Source organism: Streptomyces sp. NPDC028635, from assembly GCF_040637635.1.
Lineage (GTDB): Bacteria > Actinomycetota > Actinomycetes > Streptomycetales > Streptomycetaceae > Streptomyces.
This window is the reverse complement of sequence record NZ_JBEZWX010000013.1, coordinates 30457-56482: the sequence shown is the minus strand read 5'-3', so window position 1 is coordinate 56482 and position 26026 is coordinate 30457. Positions and strand designations below refer to the sequence as shown.

At 67.0% G+C, this 26026-nt stretch carries 37 protein-coding genes; 35 read left to right on the top strand and 2 right to left on the bottom strand.

Annotated features, from left to right (window positions below; translation table 11 throughout):
• The first annotated feature begins 1 nt into the window (after nucleotide 1).
• The 4 genes from rpsG (at nucleotide 2) to AB0E88_RS16635 (ending at nucleotide 6920) form a co-directional block, all read left to right on the top strand.
• Nucleotides 2-472: a 30S ribosomal protein S7 gene (rpsG, locus tag AB0E88_RS16650; protein ID WP_003992340.1), complete on the top strand. Its 471-nt coding sequence runs from the start codon at nucleotides 2-4 to the stop codon at nucleotides 470-472.
• A gap of 39 nt (nucleotides 473-511) precedes the next feature.
• Nucleotides 512-2638 (top strand): elongation factor G, encoded by a 2127-nt coding sequence (gene fusA, locus AB0E88_RS16645; RefSeq protein ID WP_361630584.1) that lies wholly within the window; start codon nucleotides 512-514, stop codon nucleotides 2636-2638.
• Nucleotides 2639-2796: 158 nt separating this feature from the next.
• The gene (gene tuf / locus AB0E88_RS16640; protein WP_361630581.1) at nucleotides 2797-3990 is read left to right on the top strand and encodes an elongation factor Tu; all 1194 of its coding nucleotides are present in this window, start codon (nucleotides 2797-2799) and stop codon (nucleotides 3988-3990) included.
• 269 nt (nucleotides 3991-4259) lie between these two features.
• The gene (locus AB0E88_RS16635; protein ID WP_361630578.1) at nucleotides 4260-6920 is read left to right on the top strand and encodes a peptidoglycan recognition protein; all 2661 of its coding nucleotides are present in this window, start codon (nucleotides 4260-4262) and stop codon (nucleotides 6918-6920) included.
• 5 nt (nucleotides 6921-6925) lie between these two features.
• Here the strand turns inward: AB0E88_RS16635 and AB0E88_RS16630 are convergent, their stop codons facing one another.
• Both AB0E88_RS16630 and AB0E88_RS16625 read right to left on the bottom strand, forming a co-directional pair.
• The gene (locus tag AB0E88_RS16630) at nucleotides 6926-7828 is read right to left on the bottom strand and encodes a helix-turn-helix domain-containing protein (RefSeq protein ID WP_361630929.1); all 903 of its coding nucleotides are present in this window, start codon (nucleotides 7826-7828) and stop codon (nucleotides 6926-6928) included.
• A 257-nt stretch (nucleotides 7829-8085) separates the two neighbouring features.
• Entirely contained in the window at nucleotides 8086-8541 is a 456-nt protein-coding gene (locus AB0E88_RS16625) for an ATP-binding protein (protein WP_361630575.1), read from the bottom strand.
• 160 nt (nucleotides 8542-8701) lie between these two features.
• Here AB0E88_RS16625 and AB0E88_RS16620 point away from each other — a divergent pair, with 160 nt between their 5' ends.
• From AB0E88_RS16620 to AB0E88_RS16470, 31 genes are all read left to right on the top strand, one after another.
• Nucleotides 8702-9577, top strand: coding sequence for a helix-turn-helix transcriptional regulator (locus AB0E88_RS16620; RefSeq protein ID WP_361630572.1), 876 nt, complete (start codon nucleotides 8702-8704; stop codon nucleotides 9575-9577).
• On the top strand, nucleotides 9574-9783 hold the full coding sequence (locus AB0E88_RS16615; RefSeq protein WP_361630569.1) for a DUF397 domain-containing protein: 210 nt from the start codon (nucleotides 9574-9576) through the stop codon (nucleotides 9781-9783). The genes AB0E88_RS16620 and AB0E88_RS16615 overlap by 4 nt, the downstream gene beginning before the upstream one ends.
• 395 nt (nucleotides 9784-10178) lie before the next feature.
• Nucleotides 10179-10487, top strand: coding sequence for a 30S ribosomal protein S10 (gene rpsJ / locus AB0E88_RS16610; protein ID WP_003948644.1), 309 nt, complete (start codon nucleotides 10179-10181; stop codon nucleotides 10485-10487).
• 16 nt (nucleotides 10488-10503) lie between these two features.
• Entirely contained in the window at nucleotides 10504-11148 is a 645-nt protein-coding gene (rplC, locus tag AB0E88_RS16605; protein ID WP_129307396.1) for a 50S ribosomal protein L3, read from the top strand.
• Between the two features lie 8 nt (nucleotides 11149-11156).
• Complete coding sequence (rplD, locus tag AB0E88_RS16600) at nucleotides 11157-11807, top strand: 50S ribosomal protein L4 (RefSeq protein ID WP_361630565.1); 651 nt, start codon at nucleotides 11157-11159, stop codon at nucleotides 11805-11807.
• Complete coding sequence (gene rplW / locus AB0E88_RS16595) at nucleotides 11807-12226, top strand: 50S ribosomal protein L23 (RefSeq protein WP_361630562.1); 420 nt, start codon at nucleotides 11807-11809, stop codon at nucleotides 12224-12226. Before rplD ends, rplW begins: the two co-directional genes overlap by 1 nt.
• Nucleotides 12227-12264: 38 nt before the next feature.
• On the top strand, nucleotides 12265-13101 hold the full coding sequence (gene rplB / locus AB0E88_RS16590; RefSeq protein ID WP_240118074.1) for a 50S ribosomal protein L2: 837 nt from the start codon (nucleotides 12265-12267) through the stop codon (nucleotides 13099-13101).
• 12 nt (nucleotides 13102-13113) lie between these two features.
• Nucleotides 13114-13395 (top strand): 30S ribosomal protein S19, encoded by a 282-nt coding sequence (gene rpsS, locus AB0E88_RS16585; protein ID WP_041665437.1) that lies wholly within the window; start codon nucleotides 13114-13116, stop codon nucleotides 13393-13395.
• 43 nt (nucleotides 13396-13438) lie between these two features.
• On the top strand, nucleotides 13439-13786 hold the full coding sequence (gene rplV, locus AB0E88_RS16580; protein WP_019329637.1) for a 50S ribosomal protein L22: 348 nt from the start codon (nucleotides 13439-13441) through the stop codon (nucleotides 13784-13786).
• Nucleotides 13786-14613: a 30S ribosomal protein S3 gene (gene rpsC / locus AB0E88_RS16575; protein WP_116148545.1), complete on the top strand. Its 828-nt coding sequence runs from the start codon at nucleotides 13786-13788 to the stop codon at nucleotides 14611-14613. The genes rplV and rpsC overlap by 1 nt, the downstream gene beginning before the upstream one ends.
• Nucleotides 14614-14618: 5 nt before the next feature.
• A complete protein-coding gene (gene rplP, locus AB0E88_RS16570) occupies nucleotides 14619-15038 on the top strand; it encodes a 50S ribosomal protein L16 (protein WP_009190136.1) in 420 nt (139 codons plus the stop codon).
• Nucleotides 15038-15262 carry a 50S ribosomal protein L29 gene (rpmC, locus tag AB0E88_RS16565; protein ID WP_003974259.1) on the top strand — a complete coding sequence of 75 codons (225 nt, stop codon included), beginning with the start codon at nucleotides 15038-15040 and terminating at the stop codon, nucleotides 15260-15262. Before rplP ends, rpmC begins: the two co-directional genes overlap by 1 nt.
• Entirely contained in the window at nucleotides 15262-15546 is a 285-nt protein-coding gene (rpsQ, locus tag AB0E88_RS16560; RefSeq protein ID WP_014674375.1) for a 30S ribosomal protein S17, read from the top strand. Before rpmC ends, rpsQ begins: the two co-directional genes overlap by 1 nt.
• A gap of 100 nt (nucleotides 15547-15646) precedes the next feature.
• A complete protein-coding gene (gene rplN, locus AB0E88_RS16555; protein ID WP_003998823.1) occupies nucleotides 15647-16015 on the top strand; it encodes a 50S ribosomal protein L14 in 369 nt (122 codons plus the stop codon).
• 2 nt (nucleotides 16016-16017) lie between these two features.
• Nucleotides 16018-16341: a 50S ribosomal protein L24 gene (gene rplX, locus AB0E88_RS16550; RefSeq protein WP_190181494.1), complete on the top strand. Its 324-nt coding sequence runs from the start codon at nucleotides 16018-16020 to the stop codon at nucleotides 16339-16341.
• Entirely contained in the window at nucleotides 16341-16898 is a 558-nt protein-coding gene (gene rplE / locus AB0E88_RS16545; RefSeq protein ID WP_014674377.1) for a 50S ribosomal protein L5, read from the top strand. Before rplX ends, rplE begins: the two co-directional genes overlap by 1 nt.
• A 5-nt stretch (nucleotides 16899-16903) precedes the next feature.
• A complete protein-coding gene (locus AB0E88_RS16540) occupies nucleotides 16904-17089 on the top strand; it encodes a type Z 30S ribosomal protein S14 (RefSeq protein ID WP_003948630.1) in 186 nt (61 codons plus the stop codon).
• Between the two features lie 210 nt (nucleotides 17090-17299).
• Nucleotides 17300-17698, top strand: coding sequence for a 30S ribosomal protein S8 (gene rpsH / locus AB0E88_RS16535; protein WP_361630554.1), 399 nt, complete (start codon nucleotides 17300-17302; stop codon nucleotides 17696-17698).
• A 24-nt stretch (nucleotides 17699-17722) separates the two neighbouring features.
• Entirely contained in the window at nucleotides 17723-18262 is a 540-nt protein-coding gene (gene rplF, locus AB0E88_RS16530) for a 50S ribosomal protein L6 (protein WP_361630551.1), read from the top strand.
• A gap of 3 nt (nucleotides 18263-18265) precedes the next feature.
• The gene (rplR, locus tag AB0E88_RS16525) at nucleotides 18266-18649 is read left to right on the top strand and encodes a 50S ribosomal protein L18 (RefSeq protein WP_361630548.1); all 384 of its coding nucleotides are present in this window, start codon (nucleotides 18266-18268) and stop codon (nucleotides 18647-18649) included.
• Between the two features lie 37 nt (nucleotides 18650-18686).
• A complete protein-coding gene (gene rpsE / locus AB0E88_RS16520) occupies nucleotides 18687-19292 on the top strand; it encodes a 30S ribosomal protein S5 (protein ID WP_030201551.1) in 606 nt (201 codons plus the stop codon).
• Nucleotides 19293-19294: 2 nt separating this feature from the next.
• On the top strand, nucleotides 19295-19477 hold the full coding sequence (gene rpmD, locus AB0E88_RS16515) for a 50S ribosomal protein L30 (RefSeq protein WP_003998814.1): 183 nt from the start codon (nucleotides 19295-19297) through the stop codon (nucleotides 19475-19477).
• Nucleotides 19478-19479: 2 nt separating this feature from the next.
• Nucleotides 19480-19935 carry a 50S ribosomal protein L15 gene (gene rplO / locus AB0E88_RS16510; protein ID WP_067018996.1) on the top strand — a complete coding sequence of 152 codons (456 nt, stop codon included), beginning with the start codon at nucleotides 19480-19482 and terminating at the stop codon, nucleotides 19933-19935.
• Between the two features lie 179 nt (nucleotides 19936-20114).
• On the top strand, nucleotides 20115-21428 hold the full coding sequence (gene secY / locus AB0E88_RS16505) for a preprotein translocase subunit SecY (protein WP_361630543.1): 1314 nt from the start codon (nucleotides 20115-20117) through the stop codon (nucleotides 21426-21428).
• Nucleotides 21428-22090, top strand: coding sequence for an adenylate kinase (locus tag AB0E88_RS16500; protein ID WP_361630540.1), 663 nt, complete (start codon nucleotides 21428-21430; stop codon nucleotides 22088-22090). Before secY ends, AB0E88_RS16500 begins: the two co-directional genes overlap by 1 nt.
• Before the next feature lie 100 nt (nucleotides 22091-22190).
• Nucleotides 22191-23027, top strand: a complete 837-nt coding sequence (gene map, locus AB0E88_RS16495) for a type I methionyl aminopeptidase (RefSeq protein ID WP_361630926.1) — start codon at nucleotides 22191-22193, stop codon at nucleotides 23025-23027.
• A 241-nt stretch (nucleotides 23028-23268) separates the two neighbouring features.
• Complete coding sequence (gene infA, locus AB0E88_RS16490; RefSeq protein ID WP_003948620.1) at nucleotides 23269-23490, top strand: translation initiation factor IF-1; 222 nt, start codon at nucleotides 23269-23271, stop codon at nucleotides 23488-23490.
• A gap of 71 nt (nucleotides 23491-23561) precedes the next feature.
• Nucleotides 23562-23675, top strand: a complete 114-nt coding sequence (gene rpmJ / locus AB0E88_RS16485; protein ID WP_004984509.1) for a 50S ribosomal protein L36 — start codon at nucleotides 23562-23564, stop codon at nucleotides 23673-23675.
• A 201-nt stretch (nucleotides 23676-23876) separates the two neighbouring features.
• On the top strand, nucleotides 23877-24257 hold the full coding sequence (gene rpsM, locus AB0E88_RS16480; protein WP_009300593.1) for a 30S ribosomal protein S13: 381 nt from the start codon (nucleotides 23877-23879) through the stop codon (nucleotides 24255-24257).
• 65 nt (nucleotides 24258-24322) lie between these two features.
• The gene (rpsK, locus tag AB0E88_RS16475; RefSeq protein ID WP_003956432.1) at nucleotides 24323-24727 is read left to right on the top strand and encodes a 30S ribosomal protein S11; all 405 of its coding nucleotides are present in this window, start codon (nucleotides 24323-24325) and stop codon (nucleotides 24725-24727) included.
• A 145-nt stretch (nucleotides 24728-24872) separates the two neighbouring features.
• Nucleotides 24873-25895, top strand: a complete 1023-nt coding sequence (locus AB0E88_RS16470; RefSeq protein ID WP_024755423.1) for a DNA-directed RNA polymerase subunit alpha — start codon at nucleotides 24873-24875, stop codon at nucleotides 25893-25895.
• Nucleotides 25896-26026 lie beyond the last annotated feature (131 nt).

The window sequence follows — 26026 nt, the reverse complement described above, 5'->3', positions numbered from 1 at the left end:
AATGCCTCGTAAGGGCCCCGCCCCGAAGCGCCCGGTCATCATCGACCCGGTCTACGGTTCTCCTCTGGTGACCTCCCTGATCAACAAGGTGCTGCTGAACGGCAAGCGCTCCACCGCCGAGCGCATCGTCTACGGCGCCATGGAGGGTCTGCGTGAGAAGACGGGCAACGACCCGATCATCACGCTGAAGCGCGCGCTGGAGAACATCAAGCCGACCCTCGAGGTCAAGTCCCGCCGTGTCGGTGGTGCGACGTACCAGGTTCCGATCGAGGTCAAGCCCGGTCGTGCCAACACGCTCGCGCTGCGCTGGCTGGTCGGTTACTCCCGCGCCCGTCGCGAGAAGACCATGACCGAGCGTCTGCTCAACGAGCTTCTCGACGCCTCCAACGGCCTGGGTGCCGCTGTGAAGAAGCGCGAGGACACGCACAAGATGGCCGAGTCCAACAAGGCCTTCGCGCACTACCGCTGGTAGTCGCTACCCACATCGAGACCGAGAGAAGACTGAAGCCTTATGGCTACCACTTCACTTGACCTGGCCAAGGTCCGCAACATCGGGATCATGGCCCACATCGACGCGGGCAAGACGACCACCACCGAGCGGATCCTGTTCTACACCGGTGTGTCTTACAAGATCGGTGAGGTCCACGACGGCGCTGCCACCATGGACTGGATGGAGCAGGAGCAGGAGCGTGGCATCACGATCACCTCTGCTGCCACCACCTGCCACTGGTCGCTGGAAGACGTCGACCACACCATCAACATCATCGACACCCCCGGTCACGTCGACTTCACCGTCGAGGTGGAGCGCTCGCTGCGCGTGCTCGACGGTGCCGTGACGGTGTTCGACGGTGTCGCCGGCGTTGAGCCGCAGTCCGAGACGGTGTGGCGTCAGGCGGACCGCTACGGCGTTCCGCGTATCTGCTTCGTCAACAAGCTCGACCGCACGGGCGCCGAGTTCCACCGCTGTGTGGACATGATCTCGGACCGCCTGGGCGCGCAGCCGATCGTCATGCAGCTCCCGATCGGTGCCGAGGCCGACTTCCAGGGCGTCGTGGACCTGGTCCGCATGAAGGCGCTCGTCTGGTCCGCCGAGGCCACCAAGGGCGAGATGTACGACGTCGTCGACATCCCGGCCACGCACACCGAGGCTGCCGAGGAGTACCGCGGCAAGCTGATCGAGGCCGTGGCCGAGAACGACGAAGAGATCATGGAGCTGTACCTGGAGGGCGAGGAGCCTTCCGAGGAGCAGCTGTACGCCGCGATCCGTCGTATCACCATCGCGTCCGGCAAGGGCACCGGCACCACCGTGACCCCGGTGTTCTGCGGTACCGCGTTCAAGAACAAGGGTGTCCAGCCCCTGCTCGACGCGGTCGTGCGCTACCTGCCGTCCCCGGTCGACATCGAGGCCATCGAGGGCCACGACGTCAAGGACCCGGAGACGGTCATCAAGCGCAAGCCGTCCGAGGACGAGCCGCTGTCGGCGCTCGCGTTCAAGATCATGAGCGACCCGCACCTGGGCAAGCTCACCTTCGTCCGGGTCTACTCGGGCCGCCTGGAGTCCGGCACCTCGGTGCTGAACTCCGTCAAGGGCAAGAAGGAGCGCATCGGCAAGATCTACCGCATGCACGCGAACAAGCGTGAGGAGATCGAGTCGGTGGGCGCCGGCGACATCGTCGCCGTCATGGGCCTGAAGCAGACCACCACCGGTGAGACGCTCTGCGACGAGAAGAACCCGGTGATCCTGGAGTCCATGGACTTCCCGGCGCCGGTCATCGAGGTCGCGATCGAGCCCAAGTCCAAGGGTGACCAGGAGAAGCTGGGTGTCGCCATCCAGCGTCTCGCGGAGGAGGACCCCTCCTTCCAGGTGCACACCAACGAGGAGACCGGCCAGACCGTCATCGGCGGTATGGGCGAGCTTCACCTCGAGGTCCTCGTCGACCGCATGAAGCGCGAGTTCAAGGTCGAGGCCAACGTCGGCAAGCCGCAGGTGGCCTACCGCGAGACGATCCGCAAGGCCGTCGAGCGCGTCGACTACACCCACAAGAAGCAGACCGGTGGTACCGGTCAGTTCGCGAAGGTGCAGATCGGCATCGAGCCCCTCGAGGGCGGCGACGTCTCGTACGAGTTCGTGAACAAGGTCACCGGTGGCCGTATCCCGAAGGAGTACATCCCTTCGGTGGACGCCGGTGCGCAGGAGGCCATGCAGTTCGGCATCCTGGCCGGCTACGAGATGACCGGTGTCCGTGTCATCCTCCACGACGGCGCCTACCACGAGGTCGACTCCTCCGAGCTCGCGTTCAAGATCGCCGGTTCGCAGGCCTTCAAGGAGGCCGCGCGCAAGGCCAGCCCCGTGCTGCTCGAGCCGATGATGGCCGTCGAGGTCACCACGCCCGAGGACTACATGGGTGAGGTCATCGGCGACATCAACTCCCGCCGTGGTCAGATCCAGGCCATGGAGGAGCGGGCCGGTGCCCGTGTCGTGAAGGGCCTCGTGCCCCTGTCGGAGATGTTCGGCTACGTCGGCGACCTCCGCAGCAAGACGTCGGGTCGCGCAAGCTACTCGATGCAGTTCGACTCCTACGCCGAGGTTCCGCGGAACGTCGCCGAGGAGATCATCGCGAAGGCCAAGGGCGAGTAACGCACCGCGTTCACACGCCGTAGGCTTGACTCCGGAGCCTCCAGGGGCAAACACCCGCAATCGCGAGGGTTTGCCCCCGGGTTCCGGGCCTTTTCAGCAAAGATCACCTGGCGCCGATGAAGTAAGGCGTACCAGAACCACTCCACAGGAGGACCCCAGTGGCGAAGGCGAAGTTCGAGCGGACTAAGCCGCACGTCAACATCGGCACCATCGGTCACATCGACCACGGTAAGACGACCCTCACGGCCGCCATTACCAAGGTGCTGCACGACGCGTTCCCGGACCTGAACGAGGCCTCGGCGTTCGACCAGATCGACAAGGCTCCTGAGGAGCGCCAGCGCGGTATCACCATCTCCATCGCGCACGTCGAGTACCAGACGGAGACCCGTCACTACGCCCACGTCGACTGCCCCGGTCACGCGGACTACATCAAGAACATGATCACGGGTGCTGCCCAGATGGACGGCGCCATCCTCGTGGTCGCCGCCACCGACGGCCCGATGCCGCAGACCAAGGAGCACGTGCTCCTGGCCCGCCAGGTCGGCGTTCCGTACATCGTCGTCGCCCTGAACAAGGCCGACATGGTGGACGACGAGGAGATCCTGGAGCTCGTCGAGCTCGAGGTCCGTGAGCTCCTCTCCGAGTACGAGTTCCCGGGCGACGACCTGCCGGTCGTCCGCGTCTCCGCGCTCAAGGCCCTCGAGGGCGACAAGGAGTGGGGTGAGTCCGTCCTCAACCTGATGAAGGCTGTCGACGAGAACATCCCCGAGCCCGAGCGTGACGTCGACAAGCCGTTCCTCATGCCCATCGAGGACGTCTTCACGATCACCGGTCGCGGTACGGTCGTCACCGGCCGTATCGAGCGTGGTGTCCTGAAGGTCAACGAGACCGTCGACATCATCGGCATCAAGACCGAGAAGACCACCACCACGGTCACCGGCATCGAGATGTTCCGCAAGCTGCTCGACGAGGGCCAGGCCGGTGAGAACGTCGGTCTGCTCCTCCGTGGCATCAAGCGCGAGGACGTCGAGCGCGGCCAGGTCATCATCAAGCCGGGTTCGGTCACGCCGCACACCGAGTTCGAGGCGCAGGCGTACATCCTGTCGAAGGACGAGGGTGGCCGCCACACCCCGTTCTTCAACAACTACCGCCCGCAGTTCTACTTCCGTACGACGGACGTGACCGGCGTCGTGACCCTCCCCGAGGGCACCGAGATGGTCATGCCGGGTGACAACACCGAGATGAAGGTGGAGCTCATCCAGCCCGTCGCCATGGAGGAGGGCCTGAAGTTCGCCATCCGTGAGGGTGGCCGGACCGTCGGCGCCGGCCAGGTCACCAAGATCACCAAGTAAGTCCGCTTGCTTGGGGGTCCAGTGACCCGGTAGCTCCAGCCGCGAGCTCCGCGAGGGGCCCGTACGACTTCGGTCGTACGGGCCCCTCGTTTTTGTGTTCCGGCGCCGTTCTCGCCAGGGCGGCCCCGCAGCCGTCCCACAGCAGTCCCACGGGTGTTTCCCGCGCCCCGGTGGAAAGCGCTCCCACGGACCCCTGTAGCATGCCGCCACTTATCCGTGTCATGTCCATCTAGAGGTCCCAGGGGGGCCGTTCAGGGGTGGGAAACAACTTGAGATCGGGACGTCGAGCACGTCGTACGACCGCTGTCCGGGCGCGGCGCACAGCCGCCGGGGCCGCCCTCGGTATCGCAGCGATTCTGGGCATCCAGTCCATCGCGAACGGCGCCGCCTTCGGGAGCGGGGACGATCCGGCGCGTCAGCCGAGCGTCTACAGCGCGCGAGGGAAGGAGCACGGCCCGGTCCGCACCGCCGTGCACAAGCTGGCGCTGACCGACCAGGGCCACGGCGAGGCGGTCCTGTCGAAGCGGGACACCGACCGTTTCGCCCTCATGGGCGTCTCCTGGACGGACCCCCTGGCGAAGATCCAGGGCACCATCCAGGCACGCGCCCGCAACGCCGAGACCGGCCAGTGGACGGCGTGGCAGGACCTGACGCCGTACCCGGCGATGCTCGACGGCAAGCGGGCCGGCGCGCGCGGCTCCACCGAGCCGGTCTGGGTGGACGCCTCCGACGGCGCCGAGGTCCGGGTCACCGACGGCGCCCGCAACGGCAAGCTCCCGGCCGGCCTGCGCCTGGACCTCGTCGACCCGGGCACCGCCACGGCGGGCAGGACCTCGGCCGGCCTGGACGCGGAGCCCGCGGCCTTCGTGCAGGAGACCCCGCCCACGACGCCCGGGCCGGCCTCGACGGCCCCGCAGCCGCCGGTCGTCTCGCGTGCCGGCTGGGGCGCGGACGAGAGCATCAGCCCGGAGGAGCCCGGTTACCTGCCGAACGGCGGCACCATCCGGGCCGCGTTCGTGCACCACACCGCGGACGCCACGCCGTACGACTGCTCCGAGTCCGCGGCGATCGTCCGGGGCATCTACACGTACCACGTGAAGTCGAACGGCTGGAAGGACATCGGCTACAACTTCCTGGTCGACAAGTGCGGCACCCTCTTCGAGGGCCGCAAGGGCGGTATCGACCAGCCGGTGTACGGGGCCCACACCTACGGCTGGAACTCCCAGTCGACGAGCGTGGCCTTCCTCGGCGACTACAACCAGCAGAACGCGTCGGACGCGTCCCTGGTCTCGGCGTCGCGGATCATCGCCTACAAGCTCGGTCAGTACGGCGTCGACCCGTCCGGCACGACCCTGCTGACCTCCGGTGCCACGCAGAAGAACTACTTCGGCACCTCGTACACCCTGGGCCAGGACTACACGTTCAACACGGTCTCCGGTCACCGTGACGGCTACGCCACCGAGTGCCCCGGCAACCTGCTGTACGGGCAGCTGGGCACGATCCGCGGCTATGCGAGCGGCACGGTCCAGAACCTGGCGATCACCTCGGTGGGCGGCGAGGCGACGAAGGCCGGCAGCGGCTACCAGACGCCAGGCCCGGCCACGGTCAACTGGTCCACGAGCACGCAGACCCCGCTGATCTACAAGTTCGAGGTGCTGGTCGACGGCCAGGTCGCCACCTGGAGCTGGGGCCATGTCCGCAGCGCGACGCTCACCCTGAGCGGCTACGGCGACCACACGGTGGCGATCCGCGCCACCCACACCTCCGGCAAGGTCACGACGTCGGCGCCGGTCACCGTGACCGTGCCGGGTCCGAAGACCTTCAAGCCGGTCACCCCGACCCGCCTGATGGACACCCGGTCCGGCACGGGCGTGGCGAAGGCCAAGGTCGGTCCCGGCGGCGAGGTCGTCCTCGACGTCACCGGCAACAGCGTCGTGCCGTCCACCGGTGTCGGCGCGGTCGTCCTGAACGTGACGGCCACGAACCCGACGGCGACCAGCTATGTGTCGGTCTACCCGAACGGCACCGACCGCACGTCGGCGTCGAACCTGAACTTCACCGCCGGGAAGACGATCCCCAACCTGGTGACCGTCCCGGTGATCGACGGCAAGGTCCGGTTCTACAACCACGCGGGCACGGTCGACCTGATCGCCGACGTCACCGGCTACTACGCCACCGACACCAGCGGCTCGACCCACGTCAGCCACGGCCCGCTGCGGCTGATGGACACGCGGTACGGCACCGGCACGCCCAAGGCGAAGGTCGGTCCGCAGGGCGTGGTGAGCCTCCAGGTGGCCGGTGTCCAGGGCGTCCCGTCGTCCGGTGTGACGGCGGTGGTCCTGAACGTGACGGCGACGAACCCGACCTCGTCGAGCTTCGTGTCCGTCTACCCGGACGGTACGACCCGCACGTCGGCGTCGAACCTGAACTTCACCGCCGGCCAGACCATCCCCAACCTGGTCATCGTCCCGGTCGTCAACGGCAAGGTGGACTTCTACAACCACGCGGGCTCGGTCGACCTGCTCGCCGACATCACCGGCTACTTCACCTCCGGCACCGACGGCGCCTCGCACATCAACCTGGGTCCGAAGCGGCTGATGGACACCCGGTACGGCATCGGCGTCCCGAAGGCCCCGGTGGGCCCGCAGGGCGTGGTGTCCCTGCCGGTGGCCGGTGTCCAGGGCGTCCCGTCGTCGGGTGTGACGGCGGTGGTCCTGAACGTGACGGCGACGAACCCGACCTCGTCGAGCTTCGTGTCGGTCTACCCGGACGGTACGGCCCGCACGTCGGCGTCGAACCTGAACTTCACGTCGGGCCTGACGATCCCCAACCTGGTGATCGTCCCGGTCGTGAACGGCAAGGTGGACTTCTACAACCAGTGGGGTTCGGTGGACCTGATCGCCGACATCACGGGGTACTTCACGAAGTGATGTGATCACGCCGCTGACCGGTTGCCGGGGTGGGCTTCCCGGCAGTCACGGCAGTAGGTGCCCGGGTGAGGGGTGCGAATCGCGCGTTCGCACCCCTCACAGCTGTGCAGGGGCAGACGCCCGGCCGGCCGGTGGTGCGCGGCAGGTGGGGGTTCTGGCGGCGCGGGCGGCGGCAGCAGCTCGGTCAGGCGGTGCCCGAGCAGGCGTACGGGGCTGCGCACAGGCTCGTGGGGGAGGTTCGCGGTCAGGGCGTGGCGTACGGCCTCGGGCCGGACGCCCCGCTCCAGCCAGGTGGCGACGGCCGGGACGAGCCGGCGGACGTCGTGCGCGGAGAGCAGCAGGCGCGGGTCATGGCGGTGGAGGGTGGCGAGGAGGTCCGTGGCGGCGCGGTCCCGCACCGGGTCGGAGTGGTGCGGTTCGGGGAGCGGGGGTGGAGCGGGCTTCGCGGGCGTCTCGGCCGCGAAGGCGATGACGGGGGCCGGCGGCGGTGGCGGGGGAGCGGGTGCCCGCCGCGGCGGCGGTGGGGGTGGCGGTGTCCCGGGGCCGGGGGGCTCGTCGGTGACGGGCCGGTTGTACGACAGCGTGTGCGTGACGATCCGGCCGTTCGGGAGCTTCTCGCGGATGCGGGCCAGATAGCCGTGGGCCTCCAGCTCCCGCAGGGCCGCGGCGATCCGGGTCTCGCCCTCGGGGAAGCGGGCCGCGAGCGACTTGATGCCGACCGGGGAGCCGGAGGGCAGCGACTGGATGTGGGTGGCGAGCCCGATCGCGGTGAGCGACAGCTCGTGGTGCTGCGCGAGGTGGTTGCCGACGACCGTGAAGCGATCGGGGTGCGGGGAGTTGATGTGGGTGATCCCGCGCGGAATCACCGGCTGGGCGCACGGGGGCGCGCTAAAGTGCTCGGTACCCATCGGGAAGTTGTTGCCTTCCTCGGTGGTCAGGCCCTCGATCGGGATGCCAGTCCCGGCCGGGGGCCGTCGCATGTCTTCGGTTGTGGTCGCGGCGAGCATATGCCGTCGAACTGGGCGGAGATCCAGCCCAGTTGGCGAAGACCACTCGTGCGGGTGACGGGGGTCCGCAGGGGAGACGGCGGGGTGGGGCGGGGTTTGGACGGTACTTTCCCCGGGGTTCTTTAAAGCATTGACCTCGCGACGGTCCGGGTGGCCGCTCACCGGGACGTGACCGTTCGCGATGCGGCGTTCCCCGTGCCGATCTCCGCCCAGACGGTCTTGCGCGGGCAGCGTTCCTCCCGCACCCCCCACCGGTCCGCGAGTGCCTCCACCAGGAGCAGTCCCCGCCCGGACTCGGCCATCCCCTCCGGGCACCGCACCTCCGGCAGACGCTCACCCCGCGTGTCGGTCACCTCGATGCGCAGCGTGCCGCCGACGACGTACAGCGTCAGCCGGAAGTTGCGCCCGGGGACGCGTCCGTGGGTGGCCGCGTTGGCCGCCAGCTCGGCCACCAGCTGGTTCGCGGGCTCGGTCGGCAGTCCCCAGCGGCGCAGCTGGGTGTCGGCCAGCAGCCGGGCGAGACGGGCACCGCGCGCGGTGGACGACAGCAGCACGCTGAAGTGCGGGACGGCATGGGCGAGTTCGGGATCGAACTCGGCGATTTCCTGGTTCACGTCACTCAGCGTGGCGGTTTCTGCCTACCGTGAGGAGTGACGGGGCGGTTGCGTACGGTCACTGTCCGGTGCTTGTCCGGTGTTGTCTTGGCTGTCCGCGCGGTTCCCACGGGTAGGGCGCCGACGTACGGCGCGGGAACGGGACGACGGAGGGGCGCGGATGTCCGTGGACGGCGAGGCGGTACGGCTCAAGAGTGAGGCGGACGAGCCGGGTTGGGAAGTGGACCCGGACGACGAGTGGGGTGTGGCCGTCATCGCCACGGTCGGGCGGCAGCTGAAGCTGCGCCGGGAGGCGGCCGGGCTGCGGGCCGCGGAGTTCGGCAGGCTCGTCGGTTACGGCGAAGACATGGTGTACAAGATCGAGGCCGGGAAGCGGATCCCGCGCCAGGACTACCTGGTCGCCGCCGACCAGGTCCTGCACGCCGGCGGACTCATCGCGGCGACCTGGGAGGACGTGAAGAAGGTCCGGTATCCGAAGCGGGTACGGGAGCTGGCGAAGCTGGAAGCCCAGGCGGTGGAGATCGGGGTGTACGAGTGCAACAGCGTGCACGGCTTGCTCCAGACACCGGATCACGCGCGGGCGGTCATCGGTGCGACCCAGCCGCCCTACTCACCGGACGAAGTCGAACGCATGGTGGCTGCTCGGCTCGCCCGGCAGTCGGTCTTTGAGCGCGACCCGGCACCCTCGATCCACTTCGTGCTGGAAGAAGGGGTCCTTCGGCGTCCTCTCGGGGGCACAATGGCCTGGCGGCGGCAGCTCGAACGGCTGTTGGAGGTGGCCCGGTTGCACAACGTCGTGCTTCAGGTGATGCCGATGGACTGCGACACCCACTCGGGGCTGGACGGCCGGATCGAGCTGCTGAAGTTCGCGGACGGGACGGCCGTGGGCCGCTCCGACGGCGCGTTCAGCGGTCGGCCGACGCCTGATCCAAAGCACCTGCGCATCCTTGAGCTGCGGTATGGCACGATCCGGGCTCAGGCGCTCTCGCCCAGGGAGTCGCTGGCCTTCGTCGAGACACTGCTGGGAGAAACATGATCCGCAAGACCACGGCCGGGGACGCATCCGAGCTGGCGTGGTTCAAGAGCAGCTACAGCAGCGGCAACGACGGCAACTCCTGCGTCGAGGTCGCCCACGCTCCCGGCACCGTGCACGTGCGTGACTCCAAGCACATCGCCGGCCCCCGGCTGGCGCTCACGGAGAGCGCCTGGGCGGATTTTGTGAGCTACGCCACGCAAAGCTGAGGGTGGGGCGCGCCCCGGGTTTGACCTGCGTCACCCCCGGGGTAATCTCTTCGGCTCGATTGGCATCCGGCCTGCCCCTTATGGCAGACTGTCGGAGTTGCTCGGTCGAGTGTTGATGCTGCGCGCCTCCCGCCGGGAGGACCGGAAGCGAGTCCCACAGTACTCGTCGCCCTAACTGCCCTCGGGCAGCGCTGGGGCGGACGTACGGGAATCTTCCGGGAAGTGTGGTGCGGCACTGGCCAGGCACCCGGTGAACCTCTTCCCCACGACAAGGGATGTTCGAACAAGGGACATCTGTGTCAGCGGGAGTGCGACACGCCCGACCGCGTGGGTCGGCGGAAGTCAAGGGAACACCAGGTTCCAGAGCTGTAGAGAGACAGGACTACTGAGTAGCCATGGCGGGACAGAAGATCCGCATCCGGCTCAAGGCCTACGACCACGAGGTCATCGACTCTTCGGCGAAGAAGATCGTCGAGACGGTGACGCGCACTGGTGCGTCGGTCGCGGGCCCGGTGCCGCTGCCCACTGAGAAGAACGTGTACTGCGTCATCAAGTCGCCGCACAAGTACAAGGACTCGCGCGAGCACTTCGAGATGCGCACGCACAAGCGCCTGATCGACATCCTCGACCCGACCCCCAAGACCGTTGACTCTCTGATGCGACTCGACCTCCCGGCCGGTGTCGACATCGAGATCAAGCTCTGAGGCTGGTGGGCTGAGAATGGCTAAGCAGATCAAGGGCATCCTGGGCGAGAAGCTCGGCATGACGCAGGTGTGGGACGAGAACAACCGTGTTGTTCCGGTCACCGTCGTCAAGGCCGGCCCCAACGTCGTCACCCAGGTCCGTACGAACGACGTCGACGGCTACGAGTCGGTCCAGATCGCCTTCGGCGAGATCGACCCGCGCAAGGTGAACAAGCCCCTCAAGGGTCACTTCGCCAAGGCCGACGTCACCCCCCGTCGCCACCTCGTCGAGATCCGTACCGCTGACGCCAGCGAGTACACCCTCGGCCAGGAGATCACCGCCGAGGTGTTCGAGGCCGGCGTGAAGGTCGACGTCACCGGCAAGAGCAAGGGCAAGGGCTTCGCCGGTGTCATGAAGCGTCACAACTTCAAGGGCCTCGGCGCCGGACACGGCACCCAGCGCAAGCACCGCTCTCCCGGTTCCATCGGTGGCTGCGCCACCCCGGGCCGCGTGTTCAAGGGCCTCCGCATGGCGGGTCGCATGGGCAACGAGCGGGTCACCACCCAGAACCTGACCGTCCACGCCGTTGACGCGGAGAAGGGTCTGCTGCTCATCAAGGGCGCGGTTCCCGGTCCGAACGGCGGCCTCGTCCTGGTCCGCACCGCGGCCAAGGGGGCCTGAGGTAACCGATGAGCACTGTTGACATCCTTTCGCCGGCTGGCGACAAGGCCGGTTCCGTCGAGCTCCCCGCGGAGATCTTCGACGCCAAGGTCAGCGTTCCGCTGATCCACCAGGTCGTCGTCGCGCAGCTGGCCGCTGCCCGCCAGGGCACGCACAAGACCAAGACCCGCGGTGAAGTCCGTGGTGGTGGCAAGAAGCCTTACCGCCAGAAGGGCACCGGTCGCGCCCGCCAGGGTTCGACCCGCGCGCCGCAGTTCGCCGGTGGTGGCGTCGTGCACGGTCCCGTGCCGCGTGACTACTCGCAGCGGACCCCGAAGAAGATGAAGGCCGCCGCCCTGCGCGGTGCCCTCACCGACCGGGCGCGTCACAACCGCATCCACGTCGTCGCCGGCGTGGTCGAGGGTGCGATCTCCACCAAGGCCGCGAAGAGCCTGTTCGGCAAGATCTCGGAGCGCAAGAACCTGCTCCTGGTCGCCGAGCGCTCCGACGAGGCCGCGTGGCTGTCCGCCCGCAACCTGCCCCAGGTCCACATCCTGGAGCCGGGCCAGCTGAACACGTACGACGTTCTCGTCTCGGACGACGTGGTCTTCACCCAGGCCGCTTTCGAGTCCTTCGTGTCTGGCCCCAAGGCCGCTGACACCGAAGGGAGCGAGGCCTGATGGCTATCCGTCACCCCGCGATCGCCTCGAAGGCCGCCAAGGCCGCCAAGGCCGCGCGCGTCGCCAAGGCGCGTCGCCACGCCACCGAGGGCAAGAACACCGTCGAGACCCCGCTGAGCAAGTCGTACACGGACCCCCGTGACGTCCTGCTGAAGCCGGTCGTCTCCGAGAAGAGCTACGCGCTCCTCGACGAGAACAAGTACACGTTCATCGTCGACCCGAACGCCAACAAGACCCAGATCAAGCAGGCCGTCCAGGCGGTCTTCTCGGTCAAGGTCACCGGGGTCAACACGATCAACCGCCAGGGCAAGCGCAAGCGGACCCGCACCGGCTTCGGCCAGCGCGCGGGGACCAAGCGCGCGATCGTGACCCTCGCCGAGGGCGACCGTATCGACATCTTCGGCGGTCCGACCGCGTAAGCGGGTCGGATCGTCCGATATCGGACGAGGACTGAGAAATGGGAATCCGCAAGTACAAGCCGACTACGCCGGGCCGTCGTGGCGCCAGCGTTGCCGACTTCGTCGAGGTCACGCGGTCCACGCCGGAGAAGTCGCTGGTCCGCCCGCTGCACAGCAAGGGCGGCCGTAACAACGCCGGTCGTGTGACCGTCCGCCACCAGGGCGGTGGCCACAAGCGCGCCTACCGAGTGATCGACTTCCGTCGTCACGACAAGGACGGCGTGCCGGCGAAGGTCGCGCACATCGAGTACGACCCGAACCGCACCGCGCGCATCGCGCTCCTGCACTACGCGGACGGCGAGAAGCGCTACATCCTGGCCCCCCGCGGGCTGAACCAGGGTGACCGGATCGAGAACGGCCCCGGTGCCGACATCAAGCCCGGCAACAACCTGGCGCTGCGCAACATCCCGGTCGGTACGACGATCCACTCCGTGGAGCTTCGTCCGGGCGGCGGCGCCAAGTTCGCCCGCTCCGCCGGTGCCTCCGTGCAGCTGCTCGCGAAGGAGGGCCAGATGGCCCACCTGCGCATGCCCTCCGGTGAGATCCGCCTGGTCGACGTGCGCTGCCGCGCCACCGTCGGCGAGGTCGGCAACGCCGAGCAGAGCAACATCAACTGGGGCAAGGCCGGCCGCAAGCGCTGGCTGGGCGTCCGCCCGACCGTTCGCGGTGTGGCGATGAACCCGGTTGACCACCCCCACGGTGGTGGTGAGGGCAAGACCTCCGGTGGTCGCCACCCGGTCAGCCCCTGGGGTCAGAAGGAAGGTCGTACTCGTTCGCCGAAGAAGGCTTCGAACAAGTACATCGTCCGCCGCCGCAAGACGAACAAGAAGCGCTAGGAGCGGGTTTAGATGCCGCGCAGTCTCAAGAAGGGGCCCTTCGTCGACGACCACCTCATCAAGAAGGTGGACTCGCAGAACGAAGCCGGCACCAAGAACGTCATCAAGACCTGGTCCCGCCGCTCCATGATCGTCCCGGCGATGCTGGGCCACACGATCGCGGTGCACAACGGCAAGACCCACATCCCGGTGTTCGTCACCGAGTCGATGGTCGGCCACAAGCTCGGCGAGTTCTCGCCGACGCGCACCTTCCGGGGTCACGTCAAGGAAGACCGGAAGTCGAAGCGCCGCTAGTAGCGGATCGCATTCAGACACGTAAGTAACTGAAGGGACAACCATGGAAGCCAGGGCCCAGGCGCGGTACATCCGCGTCACGCCCATGAAGGCCCGCCGCGTGGTGGACCTCATCCGTGGCATGGACGCCACGGAGGCCCAGGCCGTCCTGCGATTCGCTCCGCAGGCCGCCTCGGTGCCGGTGGGCAAGGTGCTGGACAGCGCCATCGCCAACGCCGCGCACAACTACGACCACACCGACGCCGACAGCCTCTACATCTCCGAGGCCTACGTCGACGAGGGCCCGACCCTGAAGCGGTTCCGGCCGCGTGCCCAGGGCCGCGCCTACCGGATCCGCAAGCGGACCAGCCACATCACCGTGGTCGTCAGCAGCAAGGAAGGAACCCGGTAATGGGCCAGAAGGTAAACCCGCACGGGTTCCGGCTCGGTGTCACGACCGACTTCAAGTCGCGTTGGTACGCCGACAAGCTGTACAAGGACTACGTCAAGGAAGACGTCGCCATCCGTCGGATGATGACGTCCGGCATGGAGCGCGCCGGCATCTCGAAGGTTGAGATCGAGCGCACCCGTGACCGCGTGCGTGTGGACATCCACACCGCTCGTCCGGGCATCGTCATCGGCCGCCGTGGCGCCGAGGCCGACCGCATCCGCGGTGACCTCGAGAAGCTCACGGGCAAGCAGGTCCAGCTGAACATCCTCGAGGTCAAGAACCCCGAGACCGACGCTCAGCTGGTTGCCCAGGCCGTCGCCGAGCAGCTCTCCTCCCGCGTCTCCTTCCGCCGCGCCATGCGTAAGAGCATGCAGTCGGCGATGAAGGCCGGCGCCAAGGGCATCAAGATCCAGTGCGGCGGCCGCCTCGGTGGCGCCGAGATGTCCCGCTCGGAGTTCTACCGCGAGGGCCGTGTGCCCCTGCACACGCTCCGTGCGAACGTGGACTACGGCTTCTTCGAGGCCAAGACGACCTTCGGCCGCATCGGCGTGAAGGTCTGGATCTACAAGGGCGACGTGAAGAACATCGCCGAGGTCCGCGCCGAGAACGCTGCGGCCCGTGCGGGTAACCGCCCGGCCCGTGGCGGCGCCGACCGCCCGGCCCGTGGTGGCCGTGGTGGCGAGCGTGGCGGGCGCGGTCGCAAGCCGCAGCAGGCTGCCGGCGCCGAGGCCCCCAAGGCCGAGGCTCCCGCGTCCGCTCCGGCTGAGAGCACCGGAACGGAGGCCTGACCGAAATGCTGATCCCCCGTAGGGTCAAGCACCGCAAGCAGCACCACCCGAAGCGCAACGGTATGTCCAAGGGTGGAACGCAGGTTGCGTTCGGCGAATACGGCATCCAGGCGCTGACCCCGGCCTACGTGACGAACCGCCAGATCGAGGCGGCTCGTATCGCGATGACCCGTCACATCAAGCGTGGCGGCAAGGTCTGGATCAACATCTACCCGGACCGTCCCCTCACCAAGAAGCCGGCCGAGACCCGCATGGGTTCCGGTAAGGGTTCGCCGGAGTGGTGGATCGCGAACGTCAAGCCCGGACGTGTGATGTTCGAGCTGTCGTACCCCAACGAGAAGATCGCCCGTGAGGCGCTGACTCGTGCGGCCCACAAGCTGCCGATGAAGTGCCGGATCGTCAAGCGCGAGGCAGGTGAAGCGTGATGTCGGCCGGTACCAAGGCGTCCGAGCTGCGCGAGCTGGGCAACGAGGAGCTTCTGGCGAAGCTCCGCGAGGCCAAGGAAGAGCTGTTCAACCTCCGCTTCCAGGCGGCGACGGGTCAGCTCGAGAACCACGGTCGGCTCAAGGCCGTCCGTAAGGACATCGCGCGGATCTACACCCTGATGCGTGAGCGCGAGCTGGGCATCGAGACGGTGGAGAGCGCCTGATGAGCGAGAGCAACGTGACTGAGAACACCGAGGCACGCGGATTCCGCAAGACCCGTGAGGGTCTGGTCGTCAGCGACAAGATGGACAAGACCGTCGTCGTCGCCGTCGAGGACCGTGTCAAGCACGCGCTGTACGGCAAGGTCATCCGCCGTACGAACAAGCTCAAGGCCCACGACGAGCAGAACGCTGCGGGCGTCGGCGACCGCGTCCTCCTCATGGAGACCCGGCCGCTGTCCGCGACGAAGCGCTGGCGCGTCGTCGAGATCCTCGAGAAGGCCAAGTAATCCCTCGTAGGGGGACCCCCTACGCATCGTTCCGCCAGGCTCGGCAGGGGTTTCGTGAAGGAACCCCTGCCGGGAACCGGCAGACATCCAGGAGATAGACGTGATCCAGCAGGAGTCGCGACTGCGTGTCGCCGACAACACTGGTGCGAAGGAGATCCTTTGCATCCGTGTGCTCGGTGGCTCCGGTCGCCGCTACGCGGGCATCGGTGACGTCATCGTCGCCACCGTCAAGGACGCGATCCCCGGTGGCAACGTGAAGAAGGGTGACGTCGTCAAGGCGGTCATCGTTCGCACCGTCAAGGAGCGCCGCCGTCCGGACGGCTCGTACATCCGCTTCGACGAGAACGCCGCCGTCATTCTGAAGAACGACGGCGACCCTCGCGGCACCCGCATCTTCGGCCCGGTCGGGCGTGAGCTGCGCGAGAAGAAGTTCATGAAGATCATCTCGCTGGCTCCGGAGGTGCTGTAAGCATGAAGATCAAGAAGGGCGACCTGGTCCAGGTCATCACCGGCAAGGACAAGGGCAAGCAGGGCAAGGTCATTGCCGCTTACCCGCGCGAGGAGCGCGTCCTGGTCGAGGGTGTCAACCGGGTCAAGAAGCACACGAAGGCCGGCCCCACCGCCGGCGGTTCGCAGGCCGGTGGCATCGTCACGACCGAGGCCCCGATCCACGTCTCCAACGTCCAGCTGGTCGTGGAGAAGGACGGCCAGAAGGTCGTCACGCGTGTCGGCTACCGCTTCGACGACGAGGGCAACAAGATCCGCGTTGCCAAGCGGACGGGTGAGGACATCTGATGGCTACCACCACGACTCCGCGTCTGAAGACGAAGTACCGCGAGGAGATCGCGGGCAAGCTGCGTGACGAGTTCAAGTACGAGAACGTCATGCAGGTCCCCGGCCTCGTCAAGATCGTGGTCAACATGGGTGTGGGCGACGCCGCCCGCGACTCCAAGCTGATCGAGGGCGCCATCCGCGACCTCACCACGATCACCGGTCAGAAGCCGGCCGTCACCAAGGCCCGCAAGTCCATCGCGCAGTTCAAGCTGCGTGAGGGTCAGCCGATCGGTGCCCACGTCACGCTCCGTGGCGACCGCATGTGGGAGTTCCTGGACCGCACCCTGTCGCTCGCGCTGCCGCGCATCCGCGACTTCCGCGGCCTGTCCCCCAAGCAGTTCGACGGCCGTGGCAACTACACCTTCGGTCTCACGGAGCAGGTCATGTTCCACGAGATCGACCAGGACAAGATCGACCGTGTCCGGGGTATGGACATCACCGTGGTCACCACGGCGACCAACGACGAAGAGGGCCGCGCGCTCCTCCGTCACCTCGGCTTCCCGTTCAAGGAGGCGTGAGCGAGATGGCGAAGAAGGCTCTCATCGCGAAGGCTGCTCGCAAGCCCAAGTTCGGTGTGCGTGGCTACACCCGCTGCCAGCGCTGTGGTCGTCCCCACTCCGTGTACCGCAAGTTCGGCCTGTGCCGCGTGTGCCTTCGTGAGATGGCTCACCGTGGCGAGCTGCCGGGCGTGACCAAGAGCTCCTGGTAATCCCCTAGTTAGGGATACCTGGACCTCTCGGTAAGCAACCGGGACGGCAGAGGCCGCCGCTCTCATGGCTTAGGCTAGGAGGGTTGGGCCTCTGCCGCCCTGAACGACTTACTACGCCGTAGGTCCCCGCACCGCACCCGTCCCGTCCATGTATGGGGAGAGGGATGGCGCATATAGGAAACCCCGGCGAGAAAGGCCACAGGCCAATTCATGACCATGACTGATCCGATCGCAGACATGCTGACGCGTCTGCGGAACGCGAACGCGGCTTACCACGACTCCGTGTCGATGCCGCACTCCAAGATCAAGTCTCACATCGCGGAGATCCTCCAGCAGGAGGGCTTCATCACCGGCTGGAAGGTCGAGGACGCCGAGGTCGGCAAGAACCTCGTGCTCGACCTGAAGTTCGGCCCGAACCGTGAGCGCTCCATCGCGGGCATCAAGCGGATCTCGAAGCCCGGTCTCCGGGTCTACGCGAAGTCCACCAACCTGCCGAAGGTGCTCGGCGGCCTCGGCGTGGCGATCATCTCCACGTCTCACGGCCTGCTGACCGACAAGCAGGCGCAGAAGAAGGGCGTGGGTGGGGAAGTCCTCGCCTACGTCTGGTAACGGAAGGGAACGGAGGAAACAGCTATGTCGCGTATCGGCAAGCTCCCCATCCCGGTTCCCGCCGGCGTGGACGTCACCATCGACGGCCGTACGGTCAAGGTCAAGGGCCCCAAGGGCGAGCTGACCCACACCATCGTCGCGCCGATCGACATCGCTAAGGGCGAGGACGGCACCCTCCAGGTGCTCCGCCCGAACGACGAGCGGCAGAGCAAGGCCCTGCACGGCCTGTCCCGCACGCTGGTGGCGAACATGATCACCGGTGTGACCCAGGGATACGTCAAGAAGCTCGAGATCAGCGGTGTCGGTTACCGAGTGACCGCCAAGGGTTCGAACCTCGAGTTCGCGCTGGGCTACAGCCACCCGATCACCGTCGAGGCCCCCGAGGGCATCACCTTCAAGGTGGAGACCCCGACCCGTTTCTCGGTCGAGGGCATCGACAAGCAGAAGGTCGGCGAGGTTGCGGCCAACATCCGCAAGCTGCGCAAGCCCGACCCGTACAAGGCCAAGGGCGTCAAGTACGAGGGCGAAGTCATCCGCCGCAAGGTCGGAAAGGCGGGTAAGTAAGCCATGGCATACGGACAGAAGATTCTCAAGGGCGACGCTTACAAGCGTGCTGCTATCAAGCGCCGTCACCTTCGGATCCGCAAGAACGTCTCCGGTACCGCGGAGCGTCCCCGCCTGGTCGTGACCCGCTCCAACCGTCACATCGTGGCGCAGGTGATCGACGACCTGAAGGGCCACACCCTGGCGTCGGCGTCCACCCTGGACAGCTCGATCCGCGGTGCCGAGGGCGACAAGTCCGCCCAGGCCAAGCAGGTCGGCGCCCTGGTCGCCGAGCGTGCCAAGGCCGCCGGTGTCGAGGCCGTCGTGTTCGACCGTGGTGGCAACCAGTACGCCGGGCGCATCGCTGCCCTGGCGGACGCCGCCCGCGAGGCCGGGCTCAAGTTCTGAGCCGCCGTAGCTAGCGGAAAAAGAGAGAGGTAATCCAATGGCTGGACCCCAGCGCCGCGGAAGCGGTGCCGGTGGCGGCGAGCGGCGGGACCGGAAGGGCCGTGACGGCGGCGCTGCTGCCGCCGAGAAGACCGCGTACGTCGAGCGCGTCGTCGCGATCAACCGTGTCGCCAAGGTTGTGAAGGGTGGTCGTCGCTTCAGCTTCACCGCGCTGGTCGTGGTGGGCGACGGTGACGGCACCGTGGGTGTCGGTTACGGCAAGGCCAAGGAGGTGCCGGCCGCCATCGCCAAGGGTGTTGAGGAGGCCAAGAAGCACTTCTTCAAGGTCCCCCGTATCCAGGGCACCATCCCGCACCCGATCCAGGGTGAGAAGGCTGCCGGCGTCGTGCTGCTCAAGCCGGCTTCGCCGGGTACCGGTGTTATCGCCGGTGGTCCCGTGCGTGCCGTGCTCGAGTGCGCGGGCGTTCACGACATCCTGTCGAAGTCCCTGGGCTCCGACAACGCCATCAACATCGTGCACGCGACCGTGGAGGCCCTGAAGGGTCTGCAGCGCCCCGAGGAGATCGCGGCCCGCCGTGGTCTGCCGCTCGAGGACGTCGCTCCCGCGGCCCTGCTGCGTGCGCGTGCCGGGGCGGGTGCGTAATCATGGCGCAGCTCAAGATCACGCAGGTCAAGTCCTACATCGGCAGCAAGCAGAACCACCGTGACACCCTGCGGTCGCTTGGTCTCAAGGGGATCAACACCGTGGTCGTCAAGGAGGACCGCCCCGAGTTCCGCGGCATGGTGCACACCGTCCGCCACCTCGTGACGGTCGAGGAGGTCGACTGATCATGGCGGAGAACAACCCGCTCAAGATCCACAACCTCCGTCCCGCCCCGGGCGCCAAGACCGCCAAGACCCGTGTCGGTCGTGGTGAGGCGTCGAAGGGTAAGACGGCCGGTCGTGGTACCAAGGGCACCAAGGCCCGCTACCAGGTTCCGGAGCGCTTCGAGGGTGGGCAGATGCCCCTCCACATGCGTCTCCCGAAGCTCAAGGGCTTCAAGAACCCGTTCAAGACCGAGTACCAGGTCGTGAACCTCGACAAGCTGGCCGCGCTCTACCCCGAGGGTGGCGAGGTCACGGTCGAGGGCCTCGTGGCCAAGGGTGCCGTGCGCAAGAACAGCCTCGTCAAGGTCCTCGGCCAGGGCGAGATCTCCGTGGCGCTGCAGGTGACGGTCGACGCCGTCTCCGGCTCCGCCAAGGAGAAGATCACCGCCGCCGGCGGTACGGTCACCGAGCTCGTCTGAGCCCGATGACGTAACGCGTAACGCGTCAACCGGGGATACCCCACAATTGGGGTATCCCCGGTTGGTCGTTCCTAGGGGAGCAGTGTCGCCGGTAAGGTAGCGTCCACTGTTTCTTTTCGTATTCGTCGAACCTCAAGACCGCCCTTCGACGCAGTTGCGCGGGGGTCGCAGGAGGCACCGTGCTCACCGCGTTCGCCCGGGCGTTCAAGACGCCCGACCTGCGCAAGAAGCTGCTCTTCACGCTCGGCATCATCGTGGTCTACCGGGTCGGTACCCACATCCCGATTCCCGGCGTGGACTACAAGTCCGTCCAGCAGTGCGTGGACGAGGCGTCCGGCAACCAGGGCCTCTTCGGTCTGGTCAACATGTTCAGTGGCGGCGCGCTGCTGCAGATCACCGTCTTCGCGCTGGGCATCATGCCGTACATCACGGCGAGCATCATCCTGCAGCTGCTGACCGTGGTGATCCCGCGCCTGGAGGCCCTGAAGAAGGAGGGCCAGGCCGGCACGGCCAAGATCACGCAGTACACGCGCTATCTGACCATCGCGCTGGCCATCCTGCAGGGCACCGGCCTGGTGGCCACCGCCCGCAGTGGCGCCCTCTTCAACGGCTGCACCGTCGCGTCGCAGATCGTGCCCGACCGGGCCATCTTCTCCACCATCACCATGGTCATCTGCATGACCGCCGGCACGGCCGTCGTCATGTGGCTGGGTGAGCTGATCACCGACCGCGGCATCGGCAACGGCATGTCGATCCTGATGTTCATCTCGATCGCCGCGACCTTCCCGTCCGCCCTGTGGTCCATCAAGAAGTCCGGCAACCTGGCCGGCGGCTGGATCGAGTTCGGCACGGTGATCCTGGTCGGCCTGATCATGGTCGGGCTCGTGGTCTTCGTGGAGCAGGCCCAGCGCCGCATCCCGGTCCAGTACGCGAAGCGGATGATCGGCCGCCGTTCCTACGGCGGTACGTCGACCTACATCCCGCTGAAGGTGAACCAGGCGGGTGTGATTCCGGTCATCTTCGCCTCGTCGCTGCTCTACATCCCCGCGCTGATCGCGCAGTTCGCCGGGGGCAACTCCGGGTGGAAGACCTGGGTTCAGCAGAACCTGGTGAAGGGCGACCACCCGATTTACATCACTTTGTACTTCTTGCTCATCGTGTTCTTCGCGTTCTTCTACGTGGCGATCTCCTTCAACCCCGAGGAAGTCGCGGACAACATGAAGAAGTATGGTGGCTTCATCCCGGGCATCCGGGCTGGCCGACCGACCGCTGAGTACCTCTCGTACGTGCTCAACCGGATCACCTGGCCGGGTTCGCTGTACTTGGGTCTGATCGCTCTTGTGCCGACGATGGCGTTGGTGGGCTTCGGGGCAAGCCAGAACTTCCCGTTCGGCGGGACCAGCATCCTGATCATCGTGGGTGTGGGTCTCGAGACGGTGAAGCAGATCGAGAGCCAGCTCCAGCAGCGCAATTACGAAGGGTTCCTCCGCTGATGCGAATCGTCCTCGTCGGGCCGCCGGGTGCCGGAAAGGGTACGCAGGCCACGCGCCTTGCCGAGCGCCTGCGCGTCCCGCACATCTCCACGGGCGACCTCTTCCGCGCCAACATCAGCCAGCAGACGGAGCTCGGGAAGCTCGCGAAGTCCTACATGGACGCCGGCAACCTCGTCCCCGACGAGGTCACCATCGCGATGGCGAAGGACCGCATGGAGCAGCCGGACGCCGAGAACGGCTTCCTGCTGGACGGCTTCCCGCGCAACGTCTCGCAGGCCGAGGCGCTGGACGAACTGCTGACCACCGAGAACATCAAGCTGGACGCGGTACTCGACCTCGAAGCCCCCGAGGACGAGGTCGTGAAGCGCATCGCCGGCCGTCGCATCTGCCGCAACGACTCGGCGCACGTCTTCCACGTGACGTACAAGAAGCCGGCCAAGGAAGGCGTCTGCGACGTCTGCGGCGGCGAGCTGTACCAGCGTGACGACGACACCGAGGAGACGGTGCGCACGCGGCTGGAGGTCTACCACACGCAGACCGAGCCGATCATCGACTACTACAAGGCCCAGGGCCTGGTCGTGACGATCTCGGCCATGGGCGAAGTGGACGAGGTCACCCAGCGCGCACTCGGTGCGCTGAAGCGTGAGGACGACGGCCAGTAGCCGTCGGTCCGCAGCCGGCCGTGGCGCCCTGGGGGGCGTCACGGCCGTACTGTTGTGTTGGTAACCGGTTGACGTGAGTGACGGAGAGCGCAGGCCCCCCATGGTGCAGATCAAGACGCCCGAGCAGATCGCGAAGATGCGTGCGGCGGGTCTGGTCGTCGCCGCCATCCACAAGGCCACCCGCGAGGCCGCGGTGCCGGGCGCCACGACCAAGGACCTGGACGAGGTCGCGCGCAAGGTCCTCGCCGAGCACGGGGCCAAGCCGAACTTCCTCGGGTACGGCGGTTTCCCCGCGACGATCTGCACCTCCGTCAACGAGGTCGTCGTCCACGGCATCCCTTCGGATGACGTCGTGCTGAAGGACGGCGACATCATCTCCATCGACTGCGGCGCGATCGTCGACGGCTGGCACGGCGACGCCGCGTACACGGCGTTCGTGGGATCCGGTCACGCCCCGGAGCTGGTCGAGCTGTCCCGGGTGACCGAAGAGTCGATGTGGGCGGGCATCGCCGCGATGAAGCTCGGCAACCGGCTGGTCGACATCTCCCGCGCGATCGAGACGTACATCCGCCGCCAGCCCAAGCCCGGCGGCGGCCGCTACGGGATCATCGAGGACTACGGCGGCCACGGCATCGGCACCGAGATGCACATGGACCCGCACCTGCTGAACTACGTCGAGAAGCGCCGCGGCAAGGGCCCCAAGCTGGTCCCCGGTTTCTGCCTGGCGATCGAGCCGATGGTGTCCCTCGGCACACCGAAGACCGAGGTGCTCTCCGACGACTGGACGGTCATCACGACCGACGGCACGTGGTCCTCCCACTGGGAGCACTCCGTCGCCCTGACGGAAGAGGGCCCCCTGGTCCTGACGAGCCCCGACGGCGGCAAGGCCAAGCTGGCCGAGTACGGCGTGACGGTGGCCCCGGACCCGCTGGGCTGAGTGTCCCGCCCCTGCCCGCCGGCCCGCGGGGCTGAGTGTCCCGCCCCTGCCCGCCGGCCCGCGGGGGTGAGCCGTGCCCCTGATGCATGACGATCTCCCTCGTAGGGCAGACTTCCTCGTTTCGCCTTTTCGGGTGTGCTGACGTAGACTGACTCGTCGGCTCTGGTGCACCCGCATGTCCGCATGCTTACGAACGGTGCTCACCGGAGTCGATCAAGGTAGTCGATTCGAAGGGCGAAGCGTGGCCAAGAAGCAAGGTGCCATCGAGATCGAGGGCACTGTCGTCGAGTCTCTTCCGAACGCCATGTTCAAGGTCGAGCTCCAGAACGGCCACCAGGTCCTGGCACACATCAGCGGCAAGATGCGTATGCACTACATCCGCATCCTCCCTGACGACCGGGTCGTGGTGGAGCTGTCTCCGTACGACCTGACGCGTGGCCGGATCGTCTACCGGTACAAGTAGATCTTGCCCACGTCCCGTGCCCTCCCTGTGCACGGGGCCGCCGGCAACTGACCCGGAGAACCTCACATCCCATGAAGGTCAAGCCGAGCGTCAAGAAGATCTGCGACAAGTGCAGGGTGATCCGCCGTCACGGCCGGGTCATGATCATCTGCGAGAACCCGCGCCACAAGCAGCGCCAGGGCTGATCGCACACGGATCGCACCCTCTGCATCTCTTCGCAGAGTTTTCGCGCGACGCGAGCTGAATTTGTTCATACGCAGGACCCAGGCGGGGTTTCTTTCTGCCTGACACCCCCGGTTCGGAGGCCGGGGACCCAGTTCGTACCTGATACGGCGGCTGGGAACCGGTCCTGCGGAAGACCTCCGAAGATCACCAGGAGCCATTGAATGGCACGCGTTTCCGGTGTTGACATCCCGCGCGAAAAGCGCGTGGAGGTCGCCCTCACCTACGTGTTCGGCATCGGCCGGACCCTTTCGAAGGAGACGCTGGCTGCGACCGGCGTCGACCCGAACACCCGCGTCCGCGACCTCTCCGAGGAGCAGCTCGTCGCGATCCGCGAGTACGTCGACAACAACATCAAGACCGAGGGTGACCTCCGTCGCGAGATCCAGGCCGACATCCGCCGCAAGGTCGAGATCGGCTGCTACCAGGGTCTGCGTCACCGTCGCGGTCTGCCCGTCCGCGGTCAGCGCACCAGCACCAACGCTCGTACCCGCAAGGGCCCGCGTCGCGCCATCGCCGGCAAGAAGAAGCCGGGCAAGAAGTAGTCCGCAGCGGACCTCTGTCCACGGTCTTCGCTGTAGGACCGACCACCTCCCGTAGGAGTTAGTAGATGCCCCCCAAGGGTCGTCAGGGCGCTGCCAAGAAGGTGCGCCGCAAGGAAAAGAAGAACGTCGCTCACGGCCACGCGCACATCAAGAGCACGTTCAACAACACGATCGTCTCCATCACGGACCCGTCCGGCAACGTGATCTCCTGGGCCTCCGCCGGCCACGTCGGCTTCAAGGGCTCCCGGAAGTCCACGCCGTTCGCCGCGCAGATGGCTGCCGAGTCGGCTGCCCGCCGCGCTCAGGAGCACGGCATGCGCAAGGTCGACGTGTTCGTGAAGGGCCCGGGTTCCGGTCGTGAGACCGCGATCCGCTCCCTGCAGGCCACGGGCCTCGAGGTCGGCTCCATCCAGGACGTCACCCCGACCCCGCACAACGGCTGCCGTCCGCCGAAGCGTCGTCGCGTCTGACCTCGCTTTCTCCGGGCTTCTCGGGCGGTACGGCGCTGTCGGGTCGTGCCGCCCGTACCCTTGCAGTACCCGCGCTTTTCACCGGGCGCGGTTTCCGTCGGGCGTCAAATAGCGGGCGTCCACGAAAGAAGGATCTGATCCACACATGCTGATCGCTCAGCGTCCCTCGTTGACCGAAGAGGTCGTCGACGAGTTCCGCTCCCGGTTCGTGATCGAGCCGCTGGAGCCGGGCTTCGGCTACACCCTCGGCAACTCCCTCCGCCGCACGCTCCTCTCCTCGATCCCGGGTGCCGCCGTCACCTCGATCCGGATCGACGGCGTCCTGCACGAGTTCACCACCGTGCCGGGTGTCAAGGAGGACGTCACCGACCTGATCCTCAACATCAAGCAGCTGGTCGTCTCCTCGGAGCACGACGAGCCGGTCGTGATGTACCTGCGCAAGCAGGGCCCGGGTCTGGTCACCGCCGCCGACATCGCGCCCCCGGCCGGTGTCGAGGTGCACAACCCCGACCTCGTCCTCGCCACGCTCAACGGCAAGGGCAAGCTGGAGATGGAGCTGACCGTCGAGCGCGGTCGCGGCTACGTCTCCGCCGTGCAGAACAAGCAGGCGGGCCAGGAGATCGGCCGTATCCCGGTCGACTCCATCTACTCGCCGGTGCTGAAGGTCACGTACAAGGTCGAGGCCACGCGTGTCGAGCAGCGCACCGACTTCGACAAGCTGATCGTCGACGTCGAGACCAAGCAGGCGATGCGTCCCCGTGACGCCATGGCCTCCGCCGGTAAGACTCTGGTCGAGCTGTTCGGTCTCGCTCGCGAGCTGAACATCGACGCCGAGGGCATCGACATGGGTCCGTCCCCGACGGACGCCGCGCTCGCCGCCGACCTGGCGCTGCCGATCGAGGAGCTCGAGCTCACCGTTCGGTCGTACAACTGCCTCAAGCGTGAGGGCATCCACTCCGTGGGTGAGCTCGTCGCCCGTTCCGAGGCCGACCTGCTGGACATCCGCAACTTCGGTGCGAAGTCCATCGACGAGGTCAAGGCGAAGCTGGCCGGCATGGGCCTGGCCCTGAAGGACAGCCCGCCCGGATTCGACCCGACCGCGGCCGCGGACGCCTTCGGCGCGGACGACGACGCGGACGCCGGGTTCGTCGAGACCGAGCAGTACTAAGAGCTCGGGACTCACGGTCCGTACTCGGGTGCGGGTGCGCTGTGCTTGATCGCGCAGTTCCCCGCGCCCCTTCCGGACGACATGCCCCTTCGGGGCTGTCGTCCGGATCTCCGACAGGCGACCGCCTGCTC